Source organism: Paenibacillus sp. FSL R7-0340 (assembly GCF_038002205.1).
Lineage (GTDB): Bacteria > Bacillota > Bacilli > Paenibacillales > Paenibacillaceae > Paenibacillus > Paenibacillus polymyxa_B.
Window position 1 is genome coordinate 1321068 of record NZ_JBBOBY010000001.1, and the last position, 25160, is coordinate 1346227.

25 protein-coding genes are annotated in these 25160 nt (G+C 45.1%); 16 read left to right on the top strand and 9 right to left on the bottom strand.

What is annotated here, in order from left to right:
- Positions 1 to 40: 40 nt before the first annotated feature.
- Positions 41 to 298, top strand: a complete 258-nt coding sequence (locus MKX59_RS05895) for a YuzB family protein (protein WP_023990179.1) — start codon at positions 41 to 43, stop codon at positions 296 to 298.
- A 118-nt stretch (positions 299 to 416) separates the two neighbouring features.
- On the opposite strand, the gene MKX59_RS05900 is transcribed toward MKX59_RS05895, so the two are convergent.
- The gene (locus MKX59_RS05900; protein ID WP_023990178.1) at positions 417 to 1484 is read right to left on the bottom strand and encodes an NAD(P)/FAD-dependent oxidoreductase; all 1068 of its coding nucleotides are present in this window, start codon (positions 1482 to 1484) and stop codon (positions 417 to 419) included.
- Positions 1485 to 1687: 203 nt separating this feature from the next.
- The gene (gene mqnE, locus MKX59_RS05905) at positions 1688 to 2794 is read right to left on the bottom strand and encodes an aminofutalosine synthase MqnE (protein ID WP_023990177.1); all 1107 of its coding nucleotides are present in this window, start codon (positions 2792 to 2794) and stop codon (positions 1688 to 1690) included.
- A gap of 372 nt (positions 2795 to 3166) precedes the next feature.
- Here mqnE and MKX59_RS05910 point away from each other — a divergent pair, with 372 nt between their 5' ends.
- From MKX59_RS05910 to MKX59_RS05925, 4 genes are all read left to right on the top strand, one after another.
- The gene (locus MKX59_RS05910; RefSeq protein WP_013311832.1) at positions 3167 to 3526 is read left to right on the top strand and encodes a HesB/IscA family protein; all 360 of its coding nucleotides are present in this window, start codon (positions 3167 to 3169) and stop codon (positions 3524 to 3526) included.
- 639 nt (positions 3527 to 4165) lie between these two features.
- Positions 4166 to 4531 carry a hypothetical protein gene (locus MKX59_RS05915; protein ID WP_340857787.1) on the top strand — a complete coding sequence of 122 codons (366 nt, stop codon included), beginning with the start codon at positions 4166 to 4168 and terminating at the stop codon, positions 4529 to 4531.
- Positions 4532 to 4724: 193 nt separating this feature from the next.
- Complete coding sequence (locus MKX59_RS05920) at positions 4725 to 6299, top strand: sigma-70 family RNA polymerase sigma factor (RefSeq protein WP_071558299.1); 1575 nt, start codon at positions 4725 to 4727, stop codon at positions 6297 to 6299.
- A gap of 433 nt (positions 6300 to 6732) precedes the next feature.
- Positions 6733 to 7176: a ferritin-like domain-containing protein gene (locus tag MKX59_RS05925; protein ID WP_049828413.1), complete on the top strand. Its 444-nt coding sequence runs from the start codon at positions 6733 to 6735 to the stop codon at positions 7174 to 7176.
- Positions 7177 to 7196: 20 nt separating this feature from the next.
- Here MKX59_RS05925 and MKX59_RS05930 read toward each other — a convergent pair whose 3' ends face one another.
- Both MKX59_RS05930 and MKX59_RS05935 read right to left on the bottom strand, forming a co-directional pair.
- Positions 7197 to 7907, bottom strand: coding sequence for a DUF421 domain-containing protein (locus tag MKX59_RS05930; protein ID WP_028541438.1), 711 nt, complete (start codon positions 7905 to 7907; stop codon positions 7197 to 7199).
- A gap of 356 nt (positions 7908 to 8263) precedes the next feature.
- A complete protein-coding gene (locus MKX59_RS05935; RefSeq protein ID WP_023990170.1) occupies positions 8264 to 9142 on the bottom strand; it encodes a LysR family transcriptional regulator in 879 nt (292 codons plus the stop codon).
- Positions 9143 to 9290: 148 nt separating this feature from the next.
- Between MKX59_RS05935 and MKX59_RS05940 the strand changes: the two genes are divergently transcribed.
- The 6 genes from MKX59_RS05940 to MKX59_RS05965 all read left to right on the top strand — a co-directional run bounded on the left by MKX59_RS05940 (position 9291) and on the right by MKX59_RS05965 (position 14523).
- On the top strand, positions 9291 to 10208 hold the full coding sequence (locus MKX59_RS05940; protein ID WP_028541440.1) for a DMT family transporter: 918 nt from the start codon (positions 9291 to 9293) through the stop codon (positions 10206 to 10208).
- 642 nt (positions 10209 to 10850) lie between these two features.
- Positions 10851 to 12617, top strand: coding sequence for an RICIN domain-containing protein (locus MKX59_RS05945; protein WP_340857789.1), 1767 nt, complete (start codon positions 10851 to 10853; stop codon positions 12615 to 12617).
- Between the two features lie 263 nt (positions 12618 to 12880).
- The gene (locus MKX59_RS05950; RefSeq protein ID WP_049828405.1) at positions 12881 to 13225 is read left to right on the top strand and encodes a YkvA family protein; all 345 of its coding nucleotides are present in this window, start codon (positions 12881 to 12883) and stop codon (positions 13223 to 13225) included.
- Between the two features lie 28 nt (positions 13226 to 13253).
- Complete coding sequence (locus MKX59_RS05955) at positions 13254 to 13580, top strand: hypothetical protein (protein ID WP_023990166.1); 327 nt, start codon at positions 13254 to 13256, stop codon at positions 13578 to 13580.
- Positions 13581 to 13598: 18 nt separating this feature from the next.
- The gene (locus MKX59_RS05960; RefSeq protein ID WP_013311821.1) at positions 13599 to 13889 is read left to right on the top strand and encodes a hypothetical protein; all 291 of its coding nucleotides are present in this window, start codon (positions 13599 to 13601) and stop codon (positions 13887 to 13889) included.
- Between the two features lie 313 nt (positions 13890 to 14202).
- A complete protein-coding gene (locus MKX59_RS05965; protein ID WP_023990165.1) occupies positions 14203 to 14523 on the top strand; it encodes a hypothetical protein in 321 nt (106 codons plus the stop codon).
- Between the two features lie 157 nt (positions 14524 to 14680).
- On the opposite strand, the gene MKX59_RS05970 is transcribed toward MKX59_RS05965, so the two are convergent.
- The 3 genes from MKX59_RS05970 to MKX59_RS05980 all read right to left on the bottom strand — a co-directional run bounded on the left by MKX59_RS05970 (position 14681) and on the right by MKX59_RS05980 (position 16647).
- Positions 14681 to 15538, bottom strand: a complete 858-nt coding sequence (locus tag MKX59_RS05970) for a 1,4-dihydroxy-6-naphthoate synthase (protein ID WP_023990164.1) — start codon at positions 15536 to 15538, stop codon at positions 14681 to 14683.
- Entirely contained in the window at positions 15539 to 16201 is a 663-nt protein-coding gene (locus MKX59_RS05975; protein WP_310168852.1) for a futalosine hydrolase, read from the bottom strand.
- Positions 16202 to 16401: 200 nt separating this feature from the next.
- Entirely contained in the window at positions 16402 to 16647 is a 246-nt protein-coding gene (locus MKX59_RS05980) for a hypothetical protein (protein ID WP_007431922.1), read from the bottom strand.
- A 307-nt stretch (positions 16648 to 16954) separates the two neighbouring features.
- Here MKX59_RS05980 and ppk1 point away from each other — a divergent pair, with 307 nt between their 5' ends.
- Positions 16955 to 19063 (top strand): polyphosphate kinase 1, encoded by a 2109-nt coding sequence (gene ppk1 / locus MKX59_RS05985; protein ID WP_028541444.1) that lies wholly within the window; start codon positions 16955 to 16957, stop codon positions 19061 to 19063.
- Here ppk1 and MKX59_RS05990 read toward each other — a convergent pair.
- Positions 19023 to 20558 carry a Ppx/GppA phosphatase family protein gene (locus MKX59_RS05990; RefSeq protein ID WP_076295550.1) on the bottom strand — a complete coding sequence of 512 codons (1536 nt, stop codon included), beginning with the start codon at positions 20556 to 20558 and terminating at the stop codon, positions 19023 to 19025. The genes ppk1 and MKX59_RS05990 overlap by 41 nt on opposite strands.
- A 218-nt stretch (positions 20559 to 20776) precedes the next feature.
- Between MKX59_RS05990 and MKX59_RS05995 the strand changes: the two genes are divergently transcribed.
- Together MKX59_RS05995 and MKX59_RS06000 are read left to right on the top strand one after the other, a co-directional pair.
- Entirely contained in the window at positions 20777 to 21433 is a 657-nt protein-coding gene (locus MKX59_RS05995) for a YheC/YheD family protein (protein ID WP_023990160.1), read from the top strand.
- 282 nt (positions 21434 to 21715) lie between these two features.
- On the top strand, positions 21716 to 21859 hold the full coding sequence (locus MKX59_RS06000; RefSeq protein WP_023990158.1) for a sporulation histidine kinase inhibitor Sda: 144 nt from the start codon (positions 21716 to 21718) through the stop codon (positions 21857 to 21859).
- Between the two features lie 160 nt (positions 21860 to 22019).
- Here MKX59_RS06000 and MKX59_RS06005 read toward each other — a convergent pair whose 3' ends face one another.
- A complete protein-coding gene (locus tag MKX59_RS06005; RefSeq protein WP_023990157.1) occupies positions 22020 to 23024 on the bottom strand; it encodes an NAD(P)/FAD-dependent oxidoreductase in 1005 nt (334 codons plus the stop codon).
- Between the two features lie 237 nt (positions 23025 to 23261).
- On the opposite strand from MKX59_RS06005, the gene MKX59_RS06010 reads away from it, so the two are divergent.
- Both MKX59_RS06010 and MKX59_RS06015 read left to right on the top strand, forming a co-directional pair.
- Entirely contained in the window at positions 23262 to 24452 is a 1191-nt protein-coding gene (locus MKX59_RS06010) for an NAD(P)/FAD-dependent oxidoreductase (RefSeq protein WP_053326050.1), read from the top strand.
- Between the two features lie 136 nt (positions 24453 to 24588).
- Positions 24589 to 25095 carry a MarR family winged helix-turn-helix transcriptional regulator gene (locus MKX59_RS06015; RefSeq protein WP_023990155.1) on the top strand — a complete coding sequence of 169 codons (507 nt, stop codon included), beginning with the start codon at positions 24589 to 24591 and terminating at the stop codon, positions 25093 to 25095.
- Positions 25096 to 25160 lie beyond the last annotated feature (65 nt).

Consider the following 25160-nt stretch of genomic DNA (forward strand, 5'->3'; position numbering starts at 1 on the left):
GGCCAAATTAAAATGCCCGTCATCCAAAGCAGGTGAAAAAATGTTAAGGCCTATTATTGAGTTTTGCACCAGTAATATGCATTGGGGTACCGATGAAATCATGTCCAAGCTGGAGCAGAATCCAGATTATGATGTGATTGAATACGGATGCCTAAGCAATTGTGGTCAGTGCAACGCCGAACCCTATGCGATGGTCAACGGTGAGATTGTATCCGCAGATTCAGCAGAGCTTCTGTACGAAGTGATTATGAACAAAATTAAGGAAGCTGAAGCATGGGATAACCTAGATTTGGATTGAAATATAATGATCCGTTTAGCCAGTTTCCTTTTGTATAGGAAATATACATCATCATTCACTCAACAAACAAAGAAGACCTGCTCTGGGAGCGGGTCTTCTTTGTTTGTTGAGCATGCGGTTAGCCAAAATGGCGTTTCGACTTCCAGAGCACGCCGCTTTTAAGCAGGCGTGGTACTCGTCCACGCAATGAGGTACTGCCCATAAAGCCATAGCCGAACCCGGCCTTCTTGCCAAGTGCGCCTAATGTACCGCGCAGCTTTAAAGGATGCGGGTGAGGCGTTTGGCCTTTCCACAGGTCGCGTACAATGTGTGCGATTTGCTCCCCTTGCACTTCTGCCGCCTGAGCGCTTGGAGAGTAGGGAAGGCTCGCACAGTCTCCGACCACATACACCTCAGGATGATCCGGTATTTGATAATACTCGTTGAGCACGATACGACCCTGAGGGTCTTTAGGGACGGCTAAATCCTGCACGATTTTTACCGGCTGAATCCCAGCCGTCCATACCACTGCATCCGTTACAATTTGCTCGTCACGGTTATAAATAGCCCCCGGCTCAATACGGGAAACCGCAACATGATTCAGCGCATTTACCTGATGCTCCTTGAACCAAGCATGTACATAGGCAGACAAACGTTGCGGGAATGCCGACAGCACCCGCTCGCCCCGATCCATAATGGTAATATTCAAATCCGTGCGGCTTTCACGTAACTCCGCAGCAATCTCAACACCGCTAAGACCGCCGCCTACAATATGGACATGTCCATATGGCTTGATTTCGTTCAAGCGCAGATAGGTTTGGCGAGTATGGTTAAACGACTGGATCGTACAGCTGTGTTCTTCAGCCCCTGGTGTATTGTGAAAGCGGTCGGTACAACCCAACGCAATGACAAGCTGGTCATAGGGCAAGGGTTCACCGTCTTGAAAATGGACAATCTTATTCTCCAGATCCATCGAGGTGACCTCTCCATATTTGCGAATAAGACGTTGTTCATCTGGAAAATGCACCCGCAAATCAAAATCAGAAACCGTACCTGCCGCTAGGGCATAGTACTCTGTTTTCAACCCCTGAAAGGGCATTCGATCCACTAAAATAACTTGAACATCGTCGGGAATGTGTTTATCCAGCAATTCTTTGGCAATGGTAAGGCCGCCATAGCCGCCCCCCAGAATAACGAAATTTTTCATCAAAATCCGCCTTCCTTTCGCTACCGTGTCCCCGGCAAATGGTCTGGTGTCTTATCGATCAAACACAAGTTTTTGTTGTTATAAAACCCGAGAATCAGGCCTGCCTTTGTCAGGCAGACCAGCGTATTCCGAGGCAGCAGATGCTGCATGGTGTGAGTAATGGGGATGAAATGCTCGCGGGAAATTTGAATCCGATATTACATTTATTCGAAAACTTCGATTTCGTTATAGAAGGTGTCCCGTTCTACAGGTATGCGTCCGGCACCTTTGACCAGCCAGATTAGCTCTTTACGGGTCAATCCGGCAGGGGTTAACGCACCTGCGGCATGGCTGATCTGCTCACGCACAATCGTGCCATGGACGTCTGATGCGCCAAAGGTGAGAGCGACCTGTGTCAATTGCGGGCCAATATTAATGAAGTAAGCTTTGACATGGTCGATATTGTCCAGCATCAGGCGGCTGATCGCAATGGTTTTGAGATCCTCGTAAGCGGAGTTACGGCGCATGATGTTGGCGTTTTTGCTTTTCGGCTGCATGGACAATGGAATAAATACCATAAATCCGTTCGTTTCGTCCTGCAATTCGCGAATTTGCAGCATATGTTCAATACGATCCTGATACGATTCGACCGAACCGTACAGCATAGTCGTATGAGTTTTCATGCCGAGATTGTGGGCCGTGCGATGTACTTCGAGATAGCGGTCCACGTTGGCTTTGGTAACACGCATCTTCTTCCGATATTCGTCGGACAAGATTTCCGCGCCACCACCAGTCAGGGATTGAAGTCCAGCCTTTTGCAGCTCCTGAAGCACTTCTTTAATACTCAAGCCGCTTATGCGTGTGAAAAAGTCAATTTCCGCTGCAGTGTAAGCTTTCAGTGTAACGTGAGGATACTTTTCATTTAGTGCCTTCAATGAGTCTACATAGTATTGGAAAGGCACATGATTATTATGACCACCGACGATATGAAATTCTCTTACCCCCGGATGGATGTGCTGCTCTACATAATCAATCATTTCCTGCCCGGACAACGTATAAGAGCCGTCCTCCCCCTGATCCTTGCGGAAATTGCAGAACGCGCAGCGCGCTTCGCATACATTGGTGAAGTACAGGCTCATGTTTTCGATAAAATAAACCTTTTTTCCGTTCTTGCGTAAATTAGCTTCGTTAGCCAACTGACCCAGTGTGAGGATATCGTCAGTTTCATACAAATATATACCGTCTTCAAGGTTCAAACGAATACCGTTCTGTACCTTTTCTACAATTTCCGCCATTCTGCGGTCTGTAAAAGGTGTAACTAATGTGGACATGCCTATTCCTCCTTCAAGTTGCTCTGTGCGAGGCTGTCCGCCAAATCAGCGGCACAAGCGCTAGGTGCGCACAGGATGTCCCGTTCCGTCGGTAAGAATCCGGCAGCGCGGATATACGATATGTGAAAAATGTTACAATGCCAGGCTACAATGATGAATGTCTCAAAATATCGCCTTTGAAATGACAAATTTCCGACAGTTTCTTTTACACACTCTTCACCTATTATAAACCTCACACCACCGGTGTTCAATACAAACGAATAGAAAAACAGGTCTTTAAGCCTGTAAGGGAAGGACATTCCATGACTTGAGCACCTGCTAATAGTGGAGTATACTGAAGGAGAACATGAAGTAAAAGAGGAGGATGGAGCTATGATTAACATCACCGATTCCGCTGCTGAGCGTTTGAAAGATATGCTGGAGCAGCAGGAAACGCCGAATATGTTTTTACGTCTGGGTGTTACGCCGGGTGGTTGCACTGGATTCTCGTATGCAATGGGCTTTGACGACAACGAGACGGATCAGGATATATATATGAACGTACAGGATATGAAGATTGTAGTGGAAAAGGAAAGCATCCGCTACCTAGACGGTCTGGAAATCGACTTTGAAGAGTCTGGAATGTCAGGCGGGTTCACGATTCATAACCCGAATGCTGTAGCGACATGTGGCTGTGGTTCAAGCTTCCGTACAGCTACGGATGCCGGGAAACCGAACGAAGAGCCTTGTTAAGATAGTTTAAAAGGGTACAATGAAAATGAATTGTCTGCAAACCTTAATGATGGGGCGTTAACAATTCGAAAATGTAAATCAAGACCTCCAGAACGGTATAGTCAGGTACTATATTCGTCCTGGAGGTCTTTTTAATATGTAAAGATTACTTTACTTAAGATCATTATCACTACGTATGGATTGGACCAATTTACTCAAGACATTAAAAAAGGCAAATACAACTGTAAAAAGTAAGAGAACTACGGGTTTAATTTCAATCTCAGAAAAAACACTATATAGAACTAAAAATGTGAAAAAGAGTACTGAGCTATTTACGTTTTGTTTTGTGTAAATAGATTTTATAAAATCCATTGTATCACTCTCCAATTTGATTATAAGAATTCAAAACATATAGTATAAGTACCTCATTAACAAAATAGAAGTTAACTCGGTATATATACCATATTGCTGATGATTTTTGAGAGAGAATATATGCGAATGTATTTAATGAACGACTTCTTATACATAAATTACAGTATTGCATACAAACCTCCAGGACTTATCGAATAAAAAATTCACATTATTTGAATTAGAGTTTTACTTCACTAAAATTTCAAGTATAGGAACTTACAATTGAATTCTGAGGGAGTGAAAGTATATATGAGCAATCCAGTTGGCTTAAAAAGAGTTACTATGACATATGGAACTGATGATGACCCTCATATGTATGAATTATTTGAGGGAGTTCTGTATGATCGTAGCTATTTCTTTTATCTTGAACATGGGATATTGTGTCTGCGGCATGTACGAAAGGTAGATCAACCGGATCATCCACATCTTTATGTGGATGGGGAAAGTGGGGGCCTCCAACTAGCGAACAATGTACAGCGTGAGATAATGGAGGTCGTTACAGAAATGATTGAGCGTTTGCGTAGTATGGATGGATTGGCGTTTTTACTGGATGAACTGCTATGGCTACATGGTCGAAGTCATATTGAACTTAACCTCGTAAAAAATAAAGGATGATATATTTCTGTTGAAAACCAACAGCCTGTAACTACATTATGCTTCTATTGAGAAAGAATCTGTTAATATGGTTGCTGTGTTCAGTGAAGCTCTTTATCAATCAATTCATTTTTCCATCAATATGATTTGTAACCTTCCTCCACGGAGTTGGCACTTAAGAATAAGAACACGAAAGAAAAGAGGCTAGGGACGTATGAGGGAGTGGGTTGAAAAGGCGCGGCTAGGGGATGCGGAAGCGTTCGGTCAGCTGATGCTGCATTTTCGCGGGATGGCCTATGCGGTGTCCTATGACATGCTGAAGGATGTTCATCTCGCGGAAGATGCCGTGCAGGATGCGTTCATAGAGGCTTATCAGAATCTGGAGAAGCTGCAGACCCCGTCCGCTTTTCCAGGCTGGTTCAAGACCATTGTCGTAAGACAGTGCCAGCGGATGCTGCGGCGCAAGCATCATTCGATGCTTCCTCTGGATGAGGCTGTGCAGGTTTCCGGAGGAGTACTGGGTTTAGCAGAAATTGCGGAGCGTAGGGAGGAGAGCCAAGTTCTGCAACAATCGGTGAAGGCACTGTCTGCCAAGCTGCGCGTGCCTCTGCGATTGTTTTATTTTTACGGCTACTCTCTGCAGGAAATTTCCGATTATCTGGGCACTCCGGTCCCGACGCTTAAGAAGCGGCTGCACGATGCCCGCCGAAAGTTGAAAGGTACACTCCCGGTAGCCGACCTTGTTTCCGTGTTCAATCATTTGTATGAGGGAGGGCAAAACATGCTGCATATTGTTAACGGTGATGTTGTAGGCGAGATGTTGAAGCAGGGTGTTGTACAGGGTGATGTGCTTGTATGGAGAGAGGTGTATCCGGCAGGACCGATATTTGCAAATCCAGCGGGGGCGGAAGAACGGGCACTGCGGGCCCAGGTCCTGGAAGAAACGATGGGTATTCCGGCCAGCAAATATATTACGAGCTGTGAGGAACAAGAGCAGAAACTTCGTGAGTTTATTAAGTATGATGAAGTCGTGTTGTGGTTTGAGCATGACCTGTTTGATCAGAGCATGCTCGCCTATCTGCTCCACTGGTTCAAAAGACAGAAACTGGGCCGCACGAAGCTGAGCCTGCTCTGTATTGGGGAGTTTCCGGGAATCGAACGGTTTCATGGTCTGGGACAGCTCACTCCGGCACAGCTTCAAACATTATCCGGGACCTGGCGGACTATTGGGCGGCAAGAAATGGAGCTTGGAAGCGAGCTTTGGCAGGCGTATGCTTCTCCTGATCCTGTTCAAATGGCTAATCTGCTGGAAGACAAGAAGGCAGAACTGGCAGCATCCGGCCTGCCTTTTGCCTATGAAGCCTTCACAGCACATCTCAAGCGGCTGCCCTCGGAGCAGAATGGCCTTGGCGTTGTGGAACAGACCACGCTTCAGGCCGTTCATAATGGAGTGAATACGCCATTGGAATTGTTTCGTCAGGTAACTGACGTCCTGCATGTGCTTGGGATGGGTGATCTCGAATACTGGAAATTTATTCGTGCTTTGGCGCAAGGCGAACATCCTTTGCTGATCATTGACGGGGATGAGGCCAGCTTGGATTTCAGACAAATTCCGGATTTTCTGAACCGAAAGGTAATCCTGACAGAGTTGGGTAATGAGGTACTGAATGAATCAGTGGACCGTATTGCAGTTCAAGGGATCGACGAGTGGTTTGGGGGGCTACATCTCCATGGACATGAGGTTTCTTGGCGATGGGATGATTTGGCTGGTGGATTGGTCCGACATTGAAGAAAGTACAGAAGCAGATTGTTTAAAGTGCGAAAGAGTTTCCCGTTTATGGAAAACTCCTATTTATTTTTTTAGTAGACCATATTAAGACAAGAAAACCAGCTAATGTTTGTCAAGGAGTCCCTCGTCTATTTCTCTGTAGCTTATAGTAATAGATGCAGCACTTTCAACTATGACACAAATCGCAATTGATTTTTTAGTGAGTTCTTCCCCTGTGTTAGCTATCATCAGTATAATCAACCGAGTATGTTGGTAAGTCAAATAGTCGCTAGCATTACTTCACTAGAAAAGGGCGACTAGGAGTGTGCGAAACAGTCATTTTTCCTAATGTTAGGAACCGACATGGGCAGATGCGCATATACTTTCTAAAAACTAACATCGGGAGGAGATAAACTTGTATCAAGTACCTTCTTACTGGGGAAATTCATACTATATGCGGGCCAATTTTGTACCTATCTGGAACACAGGATTTCCGAAAGCAGTACAAATGATAAAGGAAGCGGTACAAGGGGAGCGTAACGATGAGTTGTTCTACGATGAATTGATCAATTTGGCTCCCTCACAAGAGCAGGTGGCTATTATTGAAAGCATCCGTAACGATGAGCGCGGCCACAATAAAATGTTCAGAGAGATGTATCGGGCTTTGACAGGACAAGAAATTGCAGGCATCAGTAGTGAGCAATATGAGAGGGTGCAATCTTATACAGAAGGTTTACAGCGCGCCTTGATGGGGGAGTTGGGTGCGGTGGAACGATACCGCAACATCTGGTTTGGATTGCCTGCTGGCATCTATAAGGACACGGTGTACGGTATCATATTGGATGAGCTTAAGCACGCTGCCAAATACAATTATCTGATTACGTTGAATCTCAGGTAACTATTGACCGCAAGTCAATACTACTCCACATCAATTGGATGCTGGATTTTATCCTTATATTCATCCACATAGAGTTGGCCGTTGCTGCCTTTAACGGCATAGAATACGTCCTCTAACTTTTTGTCGCGTGCCTTCAGTTGAGACAGCAGCCATGATTCGGGAATATGATTGGAGTTTAAATTGCCATGTAAAAGCTGTCCGTCGATTACAAGCTCAATTGGGAACTGTGTGGCATTACCTGCATTCAACTGCAGGTCTTTTAATGTCACGGCTTGCAGTTCCTTTTTCTTTTGAACAGATAGTTTTCCGTTAATCTCAAGGAGGGCGTACTCCACTTCTTCTATATTAAAAATTTCTTTCTGGCGAAGCTGTTGATTTAAAGAATCTAATGTCATATTATTTTTTTTTAAGTTATCTTCGAGAATGAACCCTCCTTCTATGAGAACGGTGGGTGCTCCCTCTGTCCACATCTTAAAGTTTCTGAATTTCAAAAAAAACTTGGATAAAACATAAGAAGTAATTGTAAAAACAGACAGGGCTATTAATAGGTGGACAACTTCTATTTTTTCGTTAAAGGCAAAGTTGGCTGCTATAGCCCCTAATATGACCGCCGTCACGAATTCGTGAAAGTTCATATTGGAGAGGGTTTGCTTCCCCAGTATTCTCCCAATTAGCATGAGGATAACGAATGCAGAGAAACTTCTGATCAAAATAACGAGATGGCCATTCATGCAAAAGCCTCCTAGTTTAAAAATTGCAGGTATTCAACATATAGGTTACCCGCCGCACTAGAATAATATACCAGTGGAATTAATGTATTATATGTGATGTATAAGCTTGTTGGCGCAGGCGATCCCAGCTACCTTGTAAGGCTTGCCTTCTTTCTTTTTCTTTTCTTAATAGACCTTTAATTTTTGATTTGCTCTTTGTCGTAGTCCAGCATAGGCAACCAATTGTTTCGGCCCCACGAATTGTTTCCGTCTTTCCCTAAAACCACCTGAAATGGGTTAGAAATTTAGCTATTTGGTCGAATGATTTGATTTCTCTGCATATGAATAGACCTCCTTATGATCATGATCCAATGCTTCTACTGCTTCGAATCCGTAAATAGCTCCTGCGCGGTTCGCACAAATAACTGTACAGCAAGTGAAGCATTATGCAGGGATGGTACAGCGATACCGATTTGGCGTGTGATCAGAGGTGAAGTCTCCTTGACGGTCAGATCATGGGGGAACGTGGACAAGGCGAGTGAAGAAACAATGCCCATACCCAGTCCTTGTCGAACCATGCTGACCAAGGTGCTGATATTATGAGTAATGAATTGTGCCTGCAACTGACTTTGTTCGCGTTCAAAACCTTCCATAATGGCGACCTCATGTCCACCTTTACAAAAGATCATATCCTGCTCATTCAAGTCTCGAATGGCGATTTTGTTGTGCGATTGCAGAGGGTGACCGTCTGGCAGGAGAATAACCATGTCATCCTGACATAAAGGGATGACATCTACCTGAGGGTCTGGTAACAGGATGATACCCGCTTCGATTTCTCTGGTATGAACCCACTCCTTGACTTCATTCGTGGAGCCTTCATGTAGGTCGAAAACAAGGTTCGGATAATGCTGACGAATATGATGAATAATCGAGGGCAGAAAATAGGCTGAGGCAGAAGGAAAGGCACCGATCGTGATCGTGCCCACGTCTAGACCTTTTTCAGCAGCCACCTGCTGCTGTACCTTTTCCATGCTTTGCAGCATCATACGGAATTGCAGCAGTACCTTGTGCCCGATATCTGTCAGCAGCACTCCTTTTTTTCGATCGCGCAGCAATAGCTGGACATCCAGCTCGTTTTCGATGCTGGCGATGGCATGGCTGACCGCGGGCTGCGTCATATGCAGCTCATGAGCAGTTTGGGTGAAGCTTAGCGTTTCAGCTACGCGAACGAAGATCATAATTTGAGTAATGGTCATAAGTGAAAAGTTATCTCCCTTATTGAAAACATTCATTTTATTTATTAGTGATCACAGTATACGCTAGTAAAGCAAAACTTTGCAAACGGCTATTCAGATTTTAGTCGGTAGCAATGAACGATGAAAATCTAAGGGAGAGAAGATATCTATGAAAAAATTAACACCTAAAGCTACACTGTGGCTTGTCTTGATATTAGTGATGGTATGGGGGATCAACTGGCCGTTGACCAAGCTGGCTTTGCCAGATACACCGCCGATATTTTTTTCAGGAATCCGTACCCTACTGGGTGGTGTGATTCTGCTATTGTTCGCTATGCGTCACCGGGAAACCTTGCGCTTTAGACAGAATGCGTGGACTTATCTTGTGCTGGCCATATTTAATATTGCAGGCTACTATGGCTTGCAGACGGTAGGGCTACGTTATTTGCCTGCTGGGTTATTTTCCACTTTAGTGTTCCTTCAGCCGATCTTGTTGGGATTATTCTCTTGGATGTGGTTGGGGGAGCGTATGTTTCCCCTGAAGGTCATTGGACTGGTACTGGGTTTTGGCGGGGTGATCGTGATTAGCTCTGGTGGGATGGCAGGGCATTTGTCGGTACTGGGCATTGTGTTGGGGCTAGCTTCAGGACTGTGCTGGGCGCTCGGAACGATTTATATGAAGAAAAAAAGCAATCAATTGGACTCCATTTGGGCGGTGACGATGCAGCTCATTTTTGGGGGGATCATACTCAATGGGATTGGATTTACGACCGAGAAATGGAGCGATATTCACTGGACTACCTCCTTTATCGCGATTTTATTGTTTATTTCGATATTCGTGATTGCGATGGGCTGGATGATTTATTTTAAACTGATCGATAACGGAGATGCAGGAACCGTCGGCTCCTATACGTTTATGATACCGGTGTTGTCCACGGTCTTTAGTATGGTAATGCTCAAGGAATCACTTACTTTGACGTTTGTTGTGGGACTGGTGCTGATTGCAGGCAGTGTGTATCTGGTAAATATTAAAGAAAGAATAGAGTTATCCACCAAGTATCAGAACGGTGAGACATTTGAGGATTAACGGGGGCGATGGATCAAGAAGAACTTCAATAACTTCTTTCATGCACGCATATTGGAAGCACCAATATAGCGTGCTTTTTTTGACTATGATTTTCAAAGAGGTTTGTCGTACCAAATTAGCTAACAAGATGTACTGTTATAAAAAACATTAAACTAACAAAATGACGTTAAAGGTTTTTTGTTTTTTTTATAGTTTTCGTTCTTATGTAAAGAATTCAATGAATATAATATTTTAGAGCAAAAAAGGAGGTAATGGAAGAACCTTGGTATTCAATATCACTAATTTGTTATGTTTATATGGTGTTTGTTTTTTTAATAATTATTGTATTTTACATATTTTTGTTATGCTAACAATTGACATTTGGTATAACGTAAACTAGAATGAGTAAGAATTCATTTCCCAATCACATAATTAGTTTGGAATAATTGAAAGCGTTTACCTAATATTAGGATAGAGCTCTTTTGGTTCTTTTTTCTTTTCCGAATTATGGCCGGGAGGGAGAGATCATAGTACGTGCCTAAGGGATGGAAATTTGAATATATAAGCTAAGGGAGAGGTGTATGTTGAGATGCGGTTAAATAGAAATGTTGGAAACTTCGAGCAAACGGTGAATTGTAACGCTGGTTACCTGGAGGGTACAAAATGAAGAAATTATTGTCGTGTTTGATCTCGTTGAGTATGCTTGTTTATATATTGCCGACCATGATTGTAAGCGCTAACAATGATGGAGTTACTAATCTAGCGCTTGATTCAACACCGTCTGCCCAATCGGATATTATTTCAGATGCTGTTTACAAAATTACTGCACAGCATAGCGGAAAAAGCCTGGAAGTTGAAGGGGGATCAAAGGATGACGGAGCGAATGTTCAACAATGGACCGATAACGGAAAGGAGCAACAGAAGTGGAGAGTGGTTGACGTCGGTGGTGGATATTATAAGCTGATCTCGCAATCTAGTGGCAAAGCATTGGATGTAGCCGGTGGTAATACCCATGACGGAGCGAACGTTCAACAATGGACAGACAACGGGAACGCTCAGCAAAAATGGAAAATCATTGACGTTGGTGGTGGATATTATAAGCTGATCTCGCAATCTAGTGGTAAAGCATTGGATGTTGTCGGTGGTTATACCCATGACGGTGCAAACGTTCAACAATGGGCCGACAACGGTAGCGCTCAGCAAAGGTGGAGATTCACGCAGATTGATACGACAACAGATACGACACCACCAACCGCCCCAACAAACCTCCAAAGCTCATCCAAGACGAGCACATCTGTCACTCTTACATGGACGACCTCAATAGACAATGTAGGTGTAACTGGCTACGTTATTTATAACGGAACAGATCTGGTAGGCACGAGCACCACAACAAGTTATACAGTGACGGGTCTCACTGCGAACACATCCTACAACTTCACTGTAAAAGCGAAAGATGCAGCAGGCAATATTTCGGAACCAAGTAATGTCTTAAAAGTAACAACAAGTTCCGACTCCTCTCAAAATACAGGATTTTATGTTAAAGGTACGACGCTTTATGATGGCAACGGAAATCCCTTTGTCATGAGAGGAATTAATCACGCTTACACTTGGTACAAAGGTCAAGAGTCGGTTGCGATACCTGCAATTGCCAAAACCGGAGCGAACACGATTAGAATCGTGCTGTCTGACGGTCAACAATGGACGAAAGATGATTTGTCAGCGTTGCAAAACCTGATCACTTTATCAGAACAAAACAAATTGGTTGTTATCCTTGAAGTACACGATGGTACGGGAAATGATAATGCTGCTGTGTTGAATAAAATCGCAGATTACTGGATTGAAATGAAAAGTGCACTGATTGGAAAAGAAAATACAGTCATTCTCAACATCGCGAATGAATGGTTTGGTACTTGGGATGGGAACGGCTGGGCACAGGGGTATAAATCAGTTATTCCAAAGCTAAGAAATGCTGGCATCAAAAATACCATTATGGTTGACGCCGCTGGGTGGGGGCAATATCCGAAGTCGATTTTTGACTACGGAACGCAAGTGTTTGATGCCGATCCGCTTAAAAATACGATGTTCTCCATTCATATGTACGAATACGCTGGGGGAAATGCCGAAACAGTAAAAAGCAATATTGACAATGTATTAAACAAAAATCTAGCTCTCATCATTGGAGAATTCGGAATCAAGCATACAAATGGTGATGTTGACGAGGCCACCATTATGAGTTATGCCCAACAAAAAGGTGTAGGTTATCTCGGATGGTCTTGGAAAGGAAATGGATCAGGTCTAGAATATTTGGATATGTCAAACGACTGGGCAGGATCGAGCTATACTGAACAAGGACGTGCCATTATTGAAGGTCCGAATGGCATCAGAGCAACATCCAAGTTAAGCACGATTTATAGCAACGGTAAACAGTAAAAGATTCATATTGTTTTAGTAACGGCCTTTTCTCGAAATTCTAATGGGAAAGGTCGTTTAGTTTGTTCTGGAATCGTAAGCAAAAGCCTGTACAAATACATAGGAGCAAGGAATAGGAAAAATATACTAGAATATCAAAGGAGGTCATAGTAAAATATGACTATAAGTCTGTTGAGTTAGTGAAAATGACGGTTCAAAATTATCCGCTTGGTAAGCGGGAAGGTGGCACTTTCAAACTCACCAGTCAGCAAGAGGAGGAACCTATGAAGGATTTTGACGTAACCAAAGCCAAGTATGATCCAAAACAGGAAGAACAGGTGAAAAAGGGATTTTTCAACAAGGTAAAGTCCACGGCTGGAAAAGTTCCCTTTGTGAAGGATGCGGTGGCTATGTACTATTGTGCGATAGATCCTGAAACGCCTCTGTATGCCAAAGGGGTAGCATTCGGAGCCTTGGCGTATTTTATTTCTCCATTAGATGCTATATCAGATGTTATTCCAATGTTGGGTTTTACAGATGATGCGGGGGTTGTGCTGGCAGCTTTGAAAGTGTTGGACATGCATATCAAGCCTGTCCATCGGGAGAAGGCGAGCGAATTTTTTTCTTAAGAGATGCAATGAGCGGGGGAGCTAAGGAATGGACAGATATACACCTACAGCGAGGGAACGCTGGCAGATGAAACAGAGTGAGCCACAGCCGCAGGGCTGGGTGCTCGCTCTATTTGGCTGGATTTTTGCAGGTTTGGGGTTCGTATTTAGTTTTTTTGTCGTTGGAGGCTTGTTGGGGATCATAGGTCTTGTTTTCGGAATTTTGACTAAAAAGATGGAACAAAGAGACACGCAGGGTATCTTCATTATCGTAATCAGCTCCGTAGCTATTGGCATCGGCCTATTGATTTTTATGATTTTTTTTGCACAAGGTTTTGTAGAAGGTCTGAGAGAAGGGTATAATGAGCATTATTAGGTCAGGGAGGTAACAGCATTGAGCGTCATTATTTCACAGCAGATCTCGGCAACGGGCGTGAAGGAATATACGAAGGTGATGAAAACATTTGATTCCCAGTTTACACCTTTGGTTGGACAGAAAATTAGGGATACGGCATTTGGCGATATGCAATATTACGATGTCGAGGACGTATTTATTGATCTAGCGGAGAATGAATATTGGGTAATTCTACCTGCCGTTTTGCTGCATTCTGATGATATTGAGGATATACGAGACGCTGTGCGTGAGTATCGTTCACACGGTTGGGAATGTACGAAACCTCTGTAAATGCATACCACTTAGGCATCTATACGGAAACGTCTTTCTTTTGCGAGATAGGCGTTTTTTTGTGTATTTGTGTATAAACTATTTCTAATGATTGGCATGAAAAGAAAGAATTTATGCTGAAAATGCGCAAATTGTATCATTTTTTATCATAAAACGACAAGTTGGGAAATGAAAACGGCCTTAATGTGTTATACTTAGTATATCAAAGGACAAGAGTCTAAAACGACCGGTAAGGCCCTTTCTTTGAAGAGCCTCTGAAAGGTTCAACGTTTATCCAAAATAAATGGTCAAAAGGAAAAGGGGAAATGCTAACGTGAGAGTGAATTTGAAATTTACTAACAAAGGGCAAGTTGCAGTTGAGAAGTTCAACAATGAGGAGCTTATCGAAATCTTTACCCGCTACATTAAAACGTTAAGCAAGAAGTATGATATCTCGGTTACCGTACCGGAGGATCTGAATGAGCAGATCTTGGAAGAGGGTACCGTGAAGGTCGTGTTGGATAAGATTAATTGTGACATGGACGCTTTTTTCAAGGAGCTGAGCCGGGATATCAAGGTGCCGCTGGTCAAAAGATTGGGTACCAAACTGGATAACGTATTTAAGACCGAGGTTGTGGAGCAGGAACAGAACTAAGAATAAGGATCAAGCGAGTCCGAATGAGGATTCGCCATATGAAATGATAAAACCTCCCGAATGGGGCGCCTGGCTAGGCCATGTGCTCGTTCGGGAGGTTTTATATGTTTAAACTACTCTATTCAGCATGAAAACATGCATGGCATGTCTGTCCCTTTTAACGTGTTGTTGTGGAAGTAGGGCGCAGTTGGGCTAAATCAAACGAAGGTACCAGCCCTTCCTGCGCAGCGCGACCAAGCAAAGCTTCGATGGCGGCATATCCGCTGTCTCCCAGATTGGCGGTAAAATCGTTTACGTAAAGGTCGATATGCGATTGGGCGACATCGGGTGAAAGTTCCTGCGCATGAGACAATACATATTCACGCGAAGCTTCAGGATGCTTCCAAGCATATTCGACAGAGGCGCGTATCCAGTTTGTGATCGCATCCAGATCCAGCGTACGGCGGGCAATGATAGCTCCGAGCGGGATCGGCAGCCCTGTATCTTCTTCCCACCAGTTCCCCAGATCGACTTGCTTACTAAGTCCGTAGGACGGATACGTGAACCGTGCTTCATGAATAACCAGTCCGGCATCTATCTCCCCGTCACGGACAGCAGGCATGATTTGGTCGAACGGCATCACGACGATCTCGCCGACACCCCCAGGCACATGCTTGGCTGCCCACAGGCGGAACAGCAGATAGGCAGTGGAACGTTCACTCGGAACGGCTACACGCTTGCCAGACAGGGCTTCCGGGCCTTCGATCGTGGAACCTTCCCTGGTCAGCACGAGCGGGCCACAACCCCGGCCCAGTGCGCCTCCACAAGGCAACAGGGCGTATTCATCCAGCACCCAAGGGAGTGCAGCATACGAAATTTTCATGATATCGAGTCCGTCTGGTGTGATCGCCAGATTGTTGGTGATGTCGATATCGGCAAATGTAATGTCCAGCGCGGGTGCGCCCGGAATCAATCCATGAGCCAGGGCATGGAAGACAAAAGTGTCGTTAGGACAAGGTGAAAAAGCAATTTGCATCTATATAACCTCCGTTAATGTAGAAAATGCGGCTTCCAACGCTTGCAAAGCCTCTTTGATCCGCCAGGCTGCACGGTCACGTGGACCAACAGCATTGGAAATCGTGCGGATTTCCATCGTCGGCAGTTCCAGCCTATTTGCCGCCACGGCTACGCCGTAGCCTTCCATCGCTTCGGCAGCAGCTCCGGGAACGCGCTTGGCCAGCTGTTCCGCTGTTGCCGCCGTACCGGTGGCCGTAGAGACGGTCAGGATCGGCCCCGCGACAGCTGTCTGTCCAGCGGCACGCAACGCCTGAACGAATCGCTGCGCGGTGGCAACATTCACGGCAATTCGGCTTGAGCCGAAACCCAGCTCGTCCACGCTGCTGAAGCCCTCTGCCGTCTCGGCACCCAGGTCGGCGGCAATGATCGCGTCAGCAACAACGACGCTTTCCAGTTCAGCGACCTCCACGAAGCCGCCACCAATTCCGGCGCTGATAACCAGCCGGTAGTCACCAGCCGCCGCCAGTGCTAGCGCGGTTGAAGCCGCTGCGGACGGTGCGCCCACGCCAGCCAGCTCGACCACAAAACGGGTATCGCCTTTCAGGCCCCGCAGTACAGCTTCCCGTTCGCCTTCAACCGCGGTCATAACCAGGATGCGTCCATCTGATGTTGTATGCTCCATCGGTTGATTCCCCTTTAAATTTAGGTAATATGCTCCCTTATCATACTGCTTTTCGAAACGATGTTCAAAAAAAGTCGACAAAAAAAGCGCTCTGAGGCGCTTTTTGGAAAAACTGCAGGATTCAGCAGATATGAAAATCGGTAATTGTAACATAAAACAATTCTAATCTGGAAGAACAGCGCAGGCATAGCATATAATATTTATATCGGCTGATCCTTCGTGATTAACTGAAACATGGTAATATTGCGGTCATAATGGCTTGGGGTTCCATCTTGATTGCGCACCCGAATCATCTCGCTACTGAATAACTCGATATATCCACAGCCAATCTCACAGTATACACCTGTAGGGTCCTCTTGCCAGACCGAAACGAGGTGTTGAGATAGCGCCGCGGTGAAAAATTCGATGTTTTTTTGCAGTACGCGTGGCGTTTTCTTGGGTTCCATAACGTAAATCCTCCCTATATCATGCCATTTAAAAATCAGCAATTGAACGTGGCTTCTAAGTGGTTACTACACATCATAATGAACATAAACAACTGAAAAAGGAACGGTTCGTCAATCTACTCTATGAAACAGACGTAAACACTGTACCGCTTAATGCTATTTTTGTAAAGCATCCGATTGACCTTTTCAAACATCCAGTTTGTGTTTACACACATTTTACATTGCGTTTACACTGCTGTGATGCTAGTGCGTTTCATCTAATAGTACAATAAAGGGTAACTATACTGCATGAATTGATGGAGGCCATATGTTGATAGAGAGTCAGAATAAGGATAAAGCCGGGTCAGAACGTTACTTTAACCGAGATTTAAGCTGGATTGAATTTAATCGCCGTGTGCTTCAGGAAGCTCAGGATGCAGATACACCGTTGCTGGAGAGAGCCAAATTTTTGGCGATTGTATCTAGCAATTTGGATGAGTTTATGGCTGTTCGTGTTGCAGAAACGCGCGAGAAGATCAAGGCGGGTTTTATGCAAAAGGATTTTACGGGATATACCCCCTCCGGTTTGTACAAACGCCTGATCAAGCGTACCGTCTCAATGGTATCGGAACAATACCGGACCTATCGTGATATTTCTCGCCTCTTGACGAAAAAGGGTCTTTTACTGTTCGAATATGAAGACTTAAATACGACACAGCGCAAGTCGCTGGATGCATATTTTCATGAAATTATATTTCCGGTGCTCACGCCGATGGCGGTCGATCAGAGCCGTCCTTTTCCACTCGTTCACAATAAATACGTATATTTAGCGGTCGTCTTGAGACGTCCCGGAGATACGGAGGAGGATAAACCACTTTTTGCCATTGTGCAGGTGCCTTCGAATATTCCACGTGTTGTTACGGTGCCTTTGCGGTCGAACAGCAAGAAGAAATCATTTATTTTAATTGAGGAACTAATCAAGCATCACATTCAAACGCTGTTCACCGGATATGTTCCGGAGGCGGTTCATGCCTTTCGTGTTACGCGTAACTCCGATTTGTCCATTAATGAAGAAGAGATCGAAGATTTGCTCGAAGAGATTGAAAAAGAGCTGCGTCGAAGACGACGGGGGGCGCCGGTAAGACTGGAAGTAGAAAAAGGGATTCATCCCTATGCCCTGATGGAGCTTCAACGCGAATTCAAGCTGTTCGATCATGTGTTTGAGATGGACGGGCCGTTGGATCTGACGTTTTTGTCGTCTTTTGCCGATCATTTGGAGGGGTATTCGCATTTGAAATTTCCGGCAATCAAACCACTGTATCCGGAAGAACTGCCCCCGCAAGAGGATATTTTCAACGTGCTTCGCAAACGGGACGTGCTCGTGTACCATCCGTATGAATCATTCGATGCGGTAACTGATTTTATCATTGAGGCATCAGAGGACCCGGATGTGATGGCAATCAAAATGACCCTGTACCGTGTCAACGGGGAATCGAAGCTGATTCCGGCATTGGCACGTGCGGCTGAATCGGGCAAGCAGGTAACGGTGGTGGTGGAGCTGAAAGCCCGTTTTGACGAGGAACGTAATATTGCCTGGGCGCGTACGCTTGAAAAAGCAGGCTGTCACGTAGTGTATGGGCTGGTTGGCTTGAAGACGCACGCCAAAATCATTCTTGTCATACGCCATGAGCGCAACGCACTCAAACGATATGTGCACGTAGGCACAGGCAATTATAATGAAAGCACGGCGCGCGTGTATACGGATATCGGATTGTTTACGTCGGATCCGGTACTTGGCGAGGATGCCTCCGAACTGTTTAATGAAATTACGGGATTCTCTGCGCTCAAGACTTTGCAAGCTTTTACGGTGGCTCCAACGGGAATGAAGAACAAGCTGTTTGAACTCATCCGTAGGGAAGCTGAGCAAGCATTGGCAGGTAAGCCCGCCCGGATTATTGCCAAGATCAACTCCTTATCCAATCAGGAGATGATCGATGAACTATATGCGGCTTCCCAAGCAGGTGTGAAGATTGATCTTATCATTAGAGGGGTCTGCTGTTTGCGTCCGGGTGTGGAAGGATTCAGCGAGAACATACGTGTCATCAGTATTGTAGACCGCTTCCTGGAACATTCCAGATTGTTTTATTTTGAAAATGGAGGCAATTCTGAGTTGTTTCTGTCCAGCGCGGATTGGATGACGCGAAATTTGACCCGCCGAATTGAACTGATGTGCCCGATTTATGATGACGGGATCAAAGAAATGCTGGCAGATATTCTGCATTTATCGTTAAGAGATAATGTGAAGGCACGTCAGCTTATGCCTAACGGCAGCTATCAATTTGTGTCCAGAAACGACAAAGAGGCTCCCATCAGGAGCCAATCTGAAGCGATGAAGGTTAGAAATTGGAAGAAGGTAGAATGGACCACGACAATGTAAGATTCCACGCCTTTTGGAAATCCTTGGCAACTGATTCCAGCTCCCGTTGTTCTAATATGGGTTCACTCTTGCTTTCCATACGAAGATGCAGTGCATCATCCCCTGTAGTGGGATTGATGCTGCTAATCATTCCGGACTCACTCCGATCCATGCCAATCGCGAGCTGGAGCAGCGAGCCGAGTCGATGTACACGTTCCTCGTCGGAAGGCTCCAAAATATCTGCATGTGTGCGTAGCAAACGGGGTGTCCGGTTCTTGGGATGGTAATCCGCGATCAACGCGGCTAGTACCGTTTCCCTATGGGATAAACCGCCAATGCCTGCATGTAAGATCCAGAACACGGAATTCTGGCGGAAATGATAGTAATTCAAGGCAGCTCCCGTTTTGTAAAGAGTTGCTGCGGTCAGTAACAAGCGTTTGTCCATAGCCGCTGAGGTTCCGCTAGCTAATGTGTCATAGAGCCGGACGGCGTACTCGTTAACCCGCTTGACATGCGCTTCGCTAACCGGGACAGCAAACGAAAGGATATTGCGAATGGATGTGATAAGCGGATTAGCTACCACGGGCTGTTCAGCGTTGACCAGCTCATGAAATAGGCCGTCTCGCAGACCCGCTCCACTGACTAAATACGCGGAGCCTTGAGCAGCTTCAAATATCGTTTTCAATATAATAAGACCCGGTACAATGATGTCGGCTCTGTCCTTGGACAGGCCGGCTGTTTTTTTGCGTTTTTCATAGGGCAGATGGGGCAGACTGCCATAGAAGTAATCGACATCTTCTATCGTCATTTCGTAATGGTGCGTCACAGGAAGTGAGTAATCCAGTCGTTTCTGATTGATTTTAGCCAAAGTACGCAGGGTTCCACCTAGCCCGATGAATGGCAGACCCGGATTGGAGAAGATCCAATCATGATTTTGCAGGGAAGAACGGACAAAGCTCTCCATTTCCTCAATCTGCTGAGGAGACCATTCGCCATTCTTGACCTCACGTCCAAAGCGCCAATTCATATTGACGGCGCCAAAGGGAAATGACACAGTATGCAGTCGTTCTCGATCGCGGAACAACGTAATTTCGGTACTGCCACCCCCGATGTCAATAATGATTCCGTCACTCACATTCATAGTGTTCACTACGCCCAGAAAACCGGCATAGCCTTCTTGCTCTCCGCTCAGTATTTCCAGTGTTAAATTTGTCTCCTCCGCGATCCATTGGACGATTTCGTCCGAATTCGTGGCATTGCGGATGGCTGCTGTTGCTGCTGCACGCATACGGACAACCCCGTGCATATGGCATACCGCCATAAATTGGCGCAGCAATGGAGCGATGCTTCGAATCGCCTCTCGTTCCATACGGCCGTTGGCCCCAACCTTTTCGCTCAGTCGGGCAGCTTCTTTGCATTCCTGCACAATTCGATAGGCTCCTGTCTCTGTCATTTCATAGATCACCAGACGTATGGAGTTTGAGCCAATGTCCATGATGCCAATTTTGCTATTCATGAGTTGACCTCCTTGTTGAAAAAAACGATTTGCCGGTAATTTCCGCTGCTCCGTGCAAATGGTAGTAGATTATTGTCATTGTACCAGTGATGTTCGGTGCATGCTACCGTTCGCCATGATCTTGTCGAAATAGACACATGCCACCGACAATCATCCAAGAATAGAACCTTCCTGTTGAGTATGTATAAGTATACCTGACGGCGAAAGGAGAGGGTTAGATGAGACAACTTGCAAGCAAATGGCTAAAGACGAAGGCGCTGCTGCACCATCCACATACCGCCGTTTATATACCGGAAACCTGTCTATATAGTGAAGATCAATTGCGCATGATGCTGCGGCGGCATGCTTTTGTATTTATAAAACCTGTAAAAGGAGGCGGAGGAATCGGAGTCATGCGTGTGGCAAAGGAGCGTAGAGGATACGCCTGTACGCGTATGGAGCATACACATCGGTTCAGTCATTTTAGAGCACTTGTATTCGGAATCAATAAGCTCCGAATCCAACGTCCATATCTCATTCAACAAGGCATCCAACTGGCAAGTATTCAAGGTAGACCTGTCGACTATCGAGTCAAAGTCGTGAAGGAAGGGCAGAGATGGGATTTTCGTGCGGTGGTTGCACGTCATGCTCGTCCCGGACTGGTCATTACAAATCTGTGCAAAGGGGGAACTTTGCTGAAGGGAACAGAGGCGCTTCGGATGATATATCCCCGGCGGCTTGCTATTCAAAAGCGGCGAGAAATCATTCAACTTACACAGCGCTGTATTCCTGTACTGGAAAGAAGATTTCCTGGGATCGGACAACTGGGATTTGATTACGGGCTTGATCAGAGTGGACGGGTATGGATTTTAGAGGTTAATACAAGACCTCAATAAATTTCTGATTTCTTTAAAAAAATTCCAATATAATCTATTAACAAGACGCTAAATATAATATATTTATATAAATAATAAAAATATTTTTTTTGTGTTCGAGCGTCAAAATTCTGTGTATAAATATTGTCCACATTATCCCCTGTCACATATATGGGTTAACGACACTTACCAACAATTTATACACAGGATTTCCACAATTGACTGTGGATAACAGAACGCTTGTTCCGATTTTGGTATTTTGATAGAATAGATTTTGAAATAAAAGGAAAGGTTGTGTCGAGGATGGCTATGCTGACGGATGAAATGCTTTTGGATTCCTATCAGATGGCAATCGAGCTTAAACTTGAATGTGACTTCATTGCACTGTTGCTGGCTGAGATTCACAAAAGAAAGTTAGAGATGAATACAGCCGTAGTCCTTCATTAGACCGGACAAGCTCTCGTACTGCGACTGTGAAGTCATTCAGGGTTCGGATGACTTTACGGACAATCACTGCAACGAATAGGCACACCGTAAAAAAGGGTATTTCACTCCAAAGATTCAAATTTGGAGTAAAATACCCTTTTTTGTCATAGTCTAAACTAGACTACAATTTCATGTTACTGCTGTGACCAGGAGATAACTTGGCATCTGGATCTACATAGACCTTGGCGTTGTTGACTGCCGTAGGAGCTTCACCAAAGCCGACCGCAATCAGCTTGAGCTTGCCTGGATAGGTCGTAATGTCCCCAGCGGCGAAAATGCCGGGAATATTAGTTTCCTGGCGAGAATCGACCACGATAGAGTTACTTTCGATTTCAATTCCCCATTCAGCAATTGGGCCAAGTGTGGATACAAATCCAAAGTTAACGATCACATCGTCCACTTCGATTTCCTGTGTTTCTTTGGTTTTTACATGAGCAAGAGTGACTTTAGTAATTGTGTCTTCTCCATGCAATTCTGTAATTTCCGTTGGTGTAATAACGTTTACTTTGGAAGCGAGGAGGTTTTCGACACTGTGTTCATGCGCACGGAATTTGTCACGGCGGTGAATCAATGTAACCTGTTCTGCAATCGGTTCCAGCATAAGTGCCCAGTCTACAGCAGAGTCACCACCACCGCTAATTAGCACTTTTCGGCCTGCAAATTTGCTCAGGTCGCTGACAAAGTAATGCAGGTTCGTTTTTTCAAAACGTTCGGCACCTGGAAGCTCCAGTCTGCGCGGCTCGAAAGCACCCACACCAGCGGTAATAATAACCGCTTTACCATGATACTCGCCACCTTTGTCTGTTTTTACGATGAAGTGGCGTTCTTCCTTTTTCTCTAATGATACGACTTTCTCTTCTAGCTGCACCTCTGGATTAAAGTGGTTCATTTGTTGAACCAAATTGTTAACCAGTTCCTGTGCAGTCACTTTAGGAAAGCCAGCGACGTCATAGATATATTTTTCAGGATAAAGGGCTGCAAGCTGGCCGCCCAGTTGGGGCATACTTTCAATTAAGGTGACGGACGCCTGACGCATTCCCCCGTAAAAAGCGGCGAAAATACCGGCTGGACCGCCTCCGATAATAATCAGATCGCGGATTTCCGCACCTGTGGATTGAGCTGTCACTCTAAAACACCTCCGAAAGGGATAGTATGGGATTTGTAGATATTGAATCAGCCGCATAGAGGTTCAGATAGCCGCCGAACGCATGATTCACTGTTTATCATTATAAACTGCTGGGTTCCGCTTGCAAAGTTAAAGCGATTAATATTTGATGAAGACTTTTCTGTGAGTATAAATTAACCGTTTTGAGAGAACAGCTTTGAATAATTAATGATTATGTATATCGGAAGGGGTAGAAGCATGAGCAGTATTCCCAAAATTGTCATTGTGGGCGCCGGATATGGCGGTATATTGACGGCTCAGCAATTGCAAAAGGAGCTCAAGCACAATGAGGCGGATGTCACACTGATCAATCGACATGATTACCACTATATTACGACACATCTTCATATGCCTGCGGCAGGTACAGATACGATTGAACATTCAAGGATTCCGATTGCGCAGCTAATCGATGAGTTCAAGGTGGATTTAGTCAAAGGAACGGTTAAGGAAATCATACCGAAGGAGAAAAAAATCGTGCTGGAGGATGGATCACTCTCCTATGACTATTTGGTCATTGGATTAGGCGGCGAGCCAGAAACATTCGGTATTCCGGGAATGGATAAGTTCGCGCTGACGATTCGCAGTATTAACTCGGTTCGCCTGATTCGTGAGCATATTGAATACCAGCTGGCCCTGTATAAAAATGACGGTAAACCAGGTCGCCTCAATTTTGTAGTTGGGGGCGCTGGTTTCAGCGGCATTGAGTTTGTAGCGGAGTTGGCGGATCGTTTGCCACAGCTCGCTAGAGCGTACGACATCGATTTCAACCGGATTCAAATCATTAACGTCGAGGCAGCTCCTACGGCGCTGCCAGGGTTCGATCCTGAGCTGGTGGAGTATGCGATGAACGTCCTTAAGCATAAAGGGGTCACCTTCCGCATTGGAATTCCGATTAAGGAATGCTTGCAGGATGGTGTAATCGTTGGTGAGGGTGAGAAAATCGAAGCCTGCACGGTGGTCTGGACGGGAGGGATTCGTGGGAACGGATTAATTGAGAAAGCCGGATTCGAAGTGATGCGCGGAAGGGTGAAAATTGACGATTTTCTGCGTGCACCGGGCCACGATGATATTTTTATTATCGGGGACAGCTCCCTGATGTTTAATCCCGAAGGACGTCCTTATCCACCGACTGCCCAAATTGCGATGCAGCAAGGGGTCCTTTGTGCCAAGAATCTGGCCGCTACTCTTCGCAAAAAGGAATTGCACAAGTTTGTATTTTCCAACAAAGGGACGGTTGCTTCTCTTGGAAAAGGCGAAGCCGTCGCCGTGGTGGGCAAACGCAAAATAAAAGGTTGGGTGGCCGCACAATTGAAAAAAATTGTGGATCTCCGCTATCTGTTCATCATTGGCGGAATTCCACTGGTACTGAAAAAGGGACGGTTTTTCTAAAGGTAGAAAGGTTTCCTTGACTCCTAAAAAGGAGCATGGAGACCTTTTTTATTTAGGCGAACAAAAAAAAGGTATTGACTCATAACTATTTGACGACGTATAGTATGGTTACTAATTACAGAGGGGGAGCTTCAGATTGAATTCTGATTTTAATATCAATGCTGATCCCAAGAGAATAAATTTATTGGCAGAAAAGTTTCCAAATGCGGACTCCCAATCGTTGAATACGTTGGTACTTTTCGTGCAGGCAGCGCATGAAGTGTACAATGGAGTGTCTTCCAGACTGTCGGAATATGGGCTGTCTGTAGGCAACCTGAAAATTTTAATGCCATTGTTTCTTCATGAACGTGCATTGACTCCATCCGAGCTGGCTGAATATTCAGGAGTTACTCGTTCAACAGTAACCAGTGTAATTGATAAGCTGGAACGAGACGGCATCATCCGGAGAAGTACGCTGACGGATCGACGTATGACTGCAATCTCCTTGACTAATGAAGGTAAACAGTTAATGACGGAAAGAATTCCGTTGTTTATGCAGCTTTTTGCTGATTTGATGAATGAATTTACGAAGGAAGATCATATTCTATTTGCTACGTTATTAAATAAGCTTTCCTCAGGACTTGAACAGATAAAACGGGAATAAAAAAATTTCCCAACTCAAATAGTTAGACGTCGTACTATCAGGTTCCTTATTAGTTTTCGACTATT

Excerpts from the sequence above, each read along its gene's own strand:
- MKX59_RS05895 (WP_023990179.1), top strand. The coding sequence starts at position 41 with ATGTTAAGGCCTATTATTGAGTTTTGCACCAGTAATATGCATTGGGGT.
- MKX59_RS05900 (WP_023990178.1), bottom strand. The coding sequence starts at position 1,484 with ATGAAAAATTTCGTTATTCTGGGGGGCGGCTATGGCGGCCTTACCATT.
- mqnE (WP_023990177.1), bottom strand. The coding sequence starts at position 2,794 with ATGTCCACATTAGTTACACCTTTTACAGACCGCAGAATGGCGGAAATT.
- MKX59_RS05910 (WP_013311832.1), top strand. The coding sequence starts at position 3,167 with ATGATTAACATCACCGATTCCGCTGCTGAGCGTTTGAAAGATATGCTG.
- MKX59_RS05915 (WP_340857787.1), top strand. The coding sequence starts at position 4,166 with ATGAGCAATCCAGTTGGCTTAAAAAGAGTTACTATGACATATGGAACT.
- MKX59_RS05920 (WP_071558299.1), top strand. The coding sequence starts at position 4,725 with ATGAGGGAGTGGGTTGAAAAGGCGCGGCTAGGGGATGCGGAAGCGTTC.
- MKX59_RS05925 (WP_049828413.1), top strand. The coding sequence starts at position 6,733 with ATGCGGGCCAATTTTGTACCTATCTGGAACACAGGATTTCCGAAAGCA.
- MKX59_RS05930 (WP_028541438.1), bottom strand. The coding sequence starts at position 7,907 with ATGAATGGCCATCTCGTTATTTTGATCAGAAGTTTCTCTGCATTCGTT.
- MKX59_RS05935 (WP_023990170.1), bottom strand. The coding sequence starts at position 9,142 with ATGACCATTACTCAAATTATGATCTTCGTTCGCGTAGCTGAAACGCTA.
- MKX59_RS05940 (WP_028541440.1), top strand. The coding sequence starts at position 9,291 with ATGAAAAAATTAACACCTAAAGCTACACTGTGGCTTGTCTTGATATTA.
- MKX59_RS05945 (WP_340857789.1), top strand. The coding sequence starts at position 10,851 with ATGAAGAAATTATTGTCGTGTTTGATCTCGTTGAGTATGCTTGTTTAT.
- MKX59_RS05950 (WP_049828405.1), top strand. The coding sequence starts at position 12,881 with ATGAAGGATTTTGACGTAACCAAAGCCAAGTATGATCCAAAACAGGAA.
- MKX59_RS05955 (WP_023990166.1), top strand. The coding sequence starts at position 13,254 with ATGGACAGATATACACCTACAGCGAGGGAACGCTGGCAGATGAAACAG.
- MKX59_RS05970 (WP_023990164.1), bottom strand. The coding sequence starts at position 15,538 with ATGCAAATTGCTTTTTCACCTTGTCCTAACGACACTTTTGTCTTCCAT.
- MKX59_RS05975 (WP_310168852.1), bottom strand. The coding sequence starts at position 16,201 with ATGGAGCATACAACATCAGATGGACGCATCCTGGTTATGACCGCGGTT.
- MKX59_RS05980 (WP_007431922.1), bottom strand. The coding sequence starts at position 16,647 with ATGGAACCCAAGAAAACGCCACGCGTACTGCAAAAAAACATCGAATTT.
- ppk1 (WP_028541444.1), top strand. The coding sequence starts at position 16,955 with ATGTTGATAGAGAGTCAGAATAAGGATAAAGCCGGGTCAGAACGTTAC.
- MKX59_RS05990 (WP_076295550.1), bottom strand. The coding sequence starts at position 20,558 with ATGAATAGCAAAATTGGCATCATGGACATTGGCTCAAACTCCATACGT.
- MKX59_RS05995 (WP_023990160.1), top strand. The coding sequence starts at position 20,777 with ATGAGACAACTTGCAAGCAAATGGCTAAAGACGAAGGCGCTGCTGCAC.
- MKX59_RS06000 (WP_023990158.1), top strand. The coding sequence starts at position 21,716 with ATGGCTATGCTGACGGATGAAATGCTTTTGGATTCCTATCAGATGGCA.
- MKX59_RS06010 (WP_053326050.1), top strand. The coding sequence starts at position 23,262 with ATGAGCAGTATTCCCAAAATTGTCATTGTGGGCGCCGGATATGGCGGT.